Source organism: Stieleria sp., assembly GCF_041595215.1.
Classification (GTDB): domain Bacteria; phylum Planctomycetota; class Planctomycetia; order Pirellulales; family Pirellulaceae; genus Stieleria; species Stieleria magnilauensis.
On the sequence record NZ_JBFHKV010000930.1, the window covers coordinates 1 to 3474 of the forward strand.

Annotated in this window: 2 protein-coding genes and 1 pseudogene; 2 read left to right on the plus strand and 1 reads right to left on the minus strand. The window is 60.6% G+C overall.

What is annotated here, in order from left to right; translation table 11 throughout:
- Positions 1 to 110: 110 nt before the first annotated feature.
- Complete coding sequence (locus ABX749_RS26415; RefSeq protein WP_372898638.1) at positions 111 to 1673, minus strand: UxaA family hydrolase; 1563 nt, start codon at positions 1671 to 1673, stop codon at positions 111 to 113.
- 283 nt (positions 1674 to 1956) lie between these two features.
- On the opposite strand from ABX749_RS26415, the gene sucC reads away from it, so the two are divergent.
- Together sucC and ABX749_RS26425 are read left to right on the plus strand one after the other, a co-directional pair.
- Positions 1957 to 3144, plus strand: coding sequence for an ADP-forming succinate--CoA ligase subunit beta (gene sucC, locus ABX749_RS26420; RefSeq protein WP_372898639.1), 1188 nt, complete (start codon positions 1957 to 1959; stop codon positions 3142 to 3144).
- A 127-nt stretch (positions 3145 to 3271) separates the two neighbouring features.
- A pseudogene (locus ABX749_RS26425) lies at positions 3272 to 3474 on the plus strand (succinate--CoA ligase subunit alpha); the annotation flags it as partial.

Consider the following 3474-nt stretch of genomic DNA (forward strand, 5'->3'; position numbering starts at 1 on the left):
CGCTACCATCTATACCATCTATGAGTTTCTTTTCATCCTGACGGACCATGAACGCCTGTTCCGCCGCTTTCCCATCATTCCTTGCGACTGACGCGTTCCAAGGTGCGCTGTCACAGCGTGGGGCCGACGGTCCAGGGAACGAATTCATGGTCGCCAAAACCGTTTCGTTCGCTGGCCGTTTGTTCGCCACTTGCCACCCGCAAGGCGAACTCAAAGAATTCGTCGCCGAGTTGCTCGATCGATTTGCCGGCGATCGCTTCGCCGGCATTCAAATCCATGTCGTCGCGCATGCGGTGAAACAGTTCGCTGTTGGAGGCGACCTTGATCACCGGAGCCGGTTTGCAGCCGAAACAACTGCCGCGGCCGGTGGAAAACATCACCAGATTCGCTCCCCCGGCGACCTTTCCGGTCACGCTGGCGGGGTCGAACCCCGGCGTGTCCATCACCGTCAACCCCTTAGCGGTCACGCGTTCGGCGTAGTCATACACCGCTTCCAATGCCGTCGAGCCGCTCTTGGAAACCGCGCCGAGCGATTTTTCGGTGATCGTCGACAGCCCGCCGGCTTTGTTTCCGACCGAAGGGTTGTTGTTCAGCTCGCCGCCGTAGTGGGCCACGTACCGCTGCCACCAGTGCAACAGGTCGACCAATTTCTGCGCGACCTGCGGTGACCGACTGCGATCGCACAGCAAGTGCTCGGCGCCATACAGTTCGGTCGTTTCCGAGATGATCGACGTGCCGCCGCACGCCACCACTCGATCGGAAACGATTCCGATGGCCGGATTGGCGGTGATCCCAGAATAGCCGTCGCTGCCACCACATTCGACGGCGATCGACAGCGCCGAGGCATCAGCGGTGGTGCGGGTGGCTTGGTTGGCCAAATCCAACACCTGTTCGAGCATCCGTTCGCCCCGGGCGATGGTGGCCTGCGATCCGCCTTCGGTTTGCATGGTCAACATCGGAACGCCGTCGTCGCGGGTCAGGGGCCGGCCGTCGGGAGCATGCAGCGGAACGATCCCGTGATGTTGGGCGAGATAGGCGGGCGTGTTTTGTTCGCAACCCAGGCCGATGATCAGCCGTCCGCCGACGTTGGGATGGTCGGCGTAACCGGCCATCGTTCGAGCGATCATCTGATGCTTGCGCCCGTCGAACTCGATCGCACAGCCGGTGGTGTGCGAGGCCGCGAACACGCCGTCGACATTGGGCCAACGCCGCAGACGCTGTTCGTCAAATCGCGCCACGATCTTGTGACAAACCGTCGCGCTACAATTGACCGTGGACAAGACGGCCACGTAGTTGCGTGTGCCGATTCGCCCATCGGGTCGAACGTACCCCTGGAAAGAACGTCGCAGGGGCGAAGGTTTTGCGGGCGGGTTGGTCGACGTGATCGTCTCGGCCACGCGATGCCGGTCTTGCAAATTATGGGTGTGGACGTGGCACCCTGGTTGGATGGATTCCCGAGCGATTCCGATCGGTTGGCCGTACTTGCGGACCGGCGTCTGGGCGGGGATCGGGCCGATGGCAAACTTGTGCCCGGTCGGAATCGGGCCGGCCAGCGTGATCGGGTTTCCGTCGACCCGCAGCACCTGGCCGGCGACGAGTGGCTTGGTCGCAATGACCACGTTGTCGTCGGCGTGCAATCGAAGGTAGTCGGGCATTTCTTTGACGTTGCTCATCACGTAATCACGCTGCCTATGGTTCCGGCGCCAGCGGCGCGAACGTATATTCGCGGACCCGTAGCCGGAGCACCAGGGTACAGCATTTGCTGGGATGTTTGCCGCAGGGACAGTCTTCCTTTGCGAAGGGAGTCTGTCACTGACGACCTGTCCTTGCAATCAAGCTTTGGGGCTCACACGCTTCGGGGCGTCTCGGCAGCTGGAGCTGTCGGGAACTGGGGTTCGGGCTGACGAAGCCGTCCCACCGATACATCGTCTTCCACGCACGCGGATCGAAACCTCGATGAAAATCCACGAATATCAAGGCAAAGAACTTTTCCGACAGGCCGGAGTGCCGGTCTTGGACGGCATCGTCGCCACCACGCCCGACGAAGCTGCCGCGGCGTACGAAAAACTGGGTGGTAAGATCGCAGTGGTCAAGTCACAGATCCACGCCGGTGGACGGGGCAAGGGCACGATCATCGACAACCCCAAACAGCACGGTGTGGTGCTGACCAAAAGCGCCGACGAAGCTCGGGCGGCCGCGGAGGGATTGCTGGGAAAGAAACTGGTCACCATCCAGACCGGACCGGCCGGCCAAACCGTCAATAAGGTGTTCGTCGAAGCCGGCTGTGACATCGCCCGCGAGCTGTACTTGGGAATCGTGCTCGATCGCGCCGTCGCCAAACCCGTGCTGATGGTTAGCACCGAAGGCGGCATGGAGATCGAAACGGTTGCCGAAAAGACACCCGAACTGATCCACAAAGAACACTTCGACCCGGCCGTCGGGCTGGAAGCCTACCAAGTGCGAAAGCTCTGCAAGAAGCTGGGCATCAGCGGCGCAGCAGCCAAGGCGGCGGCGAAGTTCATGCCGGCGATGTGCCGGTTCTACGTCGATTACGATTGCGAATTGGCCGAAGTCAACCCGCTGGTCATCACCGGCGATAACCAAATGATCGCCCTGGACGCCAAGATCACCTTCGACAACAACGCCCTGTTCCGCCATCCCGACTACACCGATCTGCGTGACCTGGCCGAAGAGGAAGAGAGCGAGCTTCGCGCCGGCAATGCCGGGCTGAGCTATGTGAAACTGGAAGGCAACATCGGCTGCCTGGTCAATGGTGCCGGGTTGGCGATGTCCACCATGGACATCATCAAGTACCACGGCGGCCAGCCGGCAAACTTCTTGGACGTCGGCGGCAGCGCCAACACCGAACAAGTCACCGAAGCGTTTCGGATCCTGTTGTCCGACCCCAACGTCAAGGGCGTGCTGGTCAACATCTTCGGCGGCATCGCCCGCTGCACCACCATTGCCGGTGCACTGATCGAGGCGAGCAAGACTGTCGGCTTTGACGTCCCACTGGTGGTTCGTTTGGAAGGCACCGAAGTCGAAGAGGGACGCAAGATGTTGGCCGAAAGCGACGTCAATGTCATCAACGCGACCGACATCACCGATGCGGCAAAGAAGATCGTCGCCGCGACCGGGGTTTGATCCCAATTTTGAAACCTGAACTCTCAAGTTTCATCTGGGAAGCTTGAGATCGGAAATCCGAAGTGCTGCACTTCGTTTCAACCATTCAACCAATCGCACACCTGACTCGACTGAGACGAACCTTCCGATGAGTATTTTGATTGACGCGAGTACGAAAGTCATCTGCCAGGGCATCACTGGCAGTGCGGGCAAATTCCACACCCTGGGCTGCCGCGATTACGGCACCCAGCTGGTCGGCGGCGTGACGCCGGGCAAAGGCGGCCAAGACGTCGAAGGGATTCCCGTTTTTGACACCGTCGAAGAAGCCGTCGCTGAAACCGGCGCCGACGC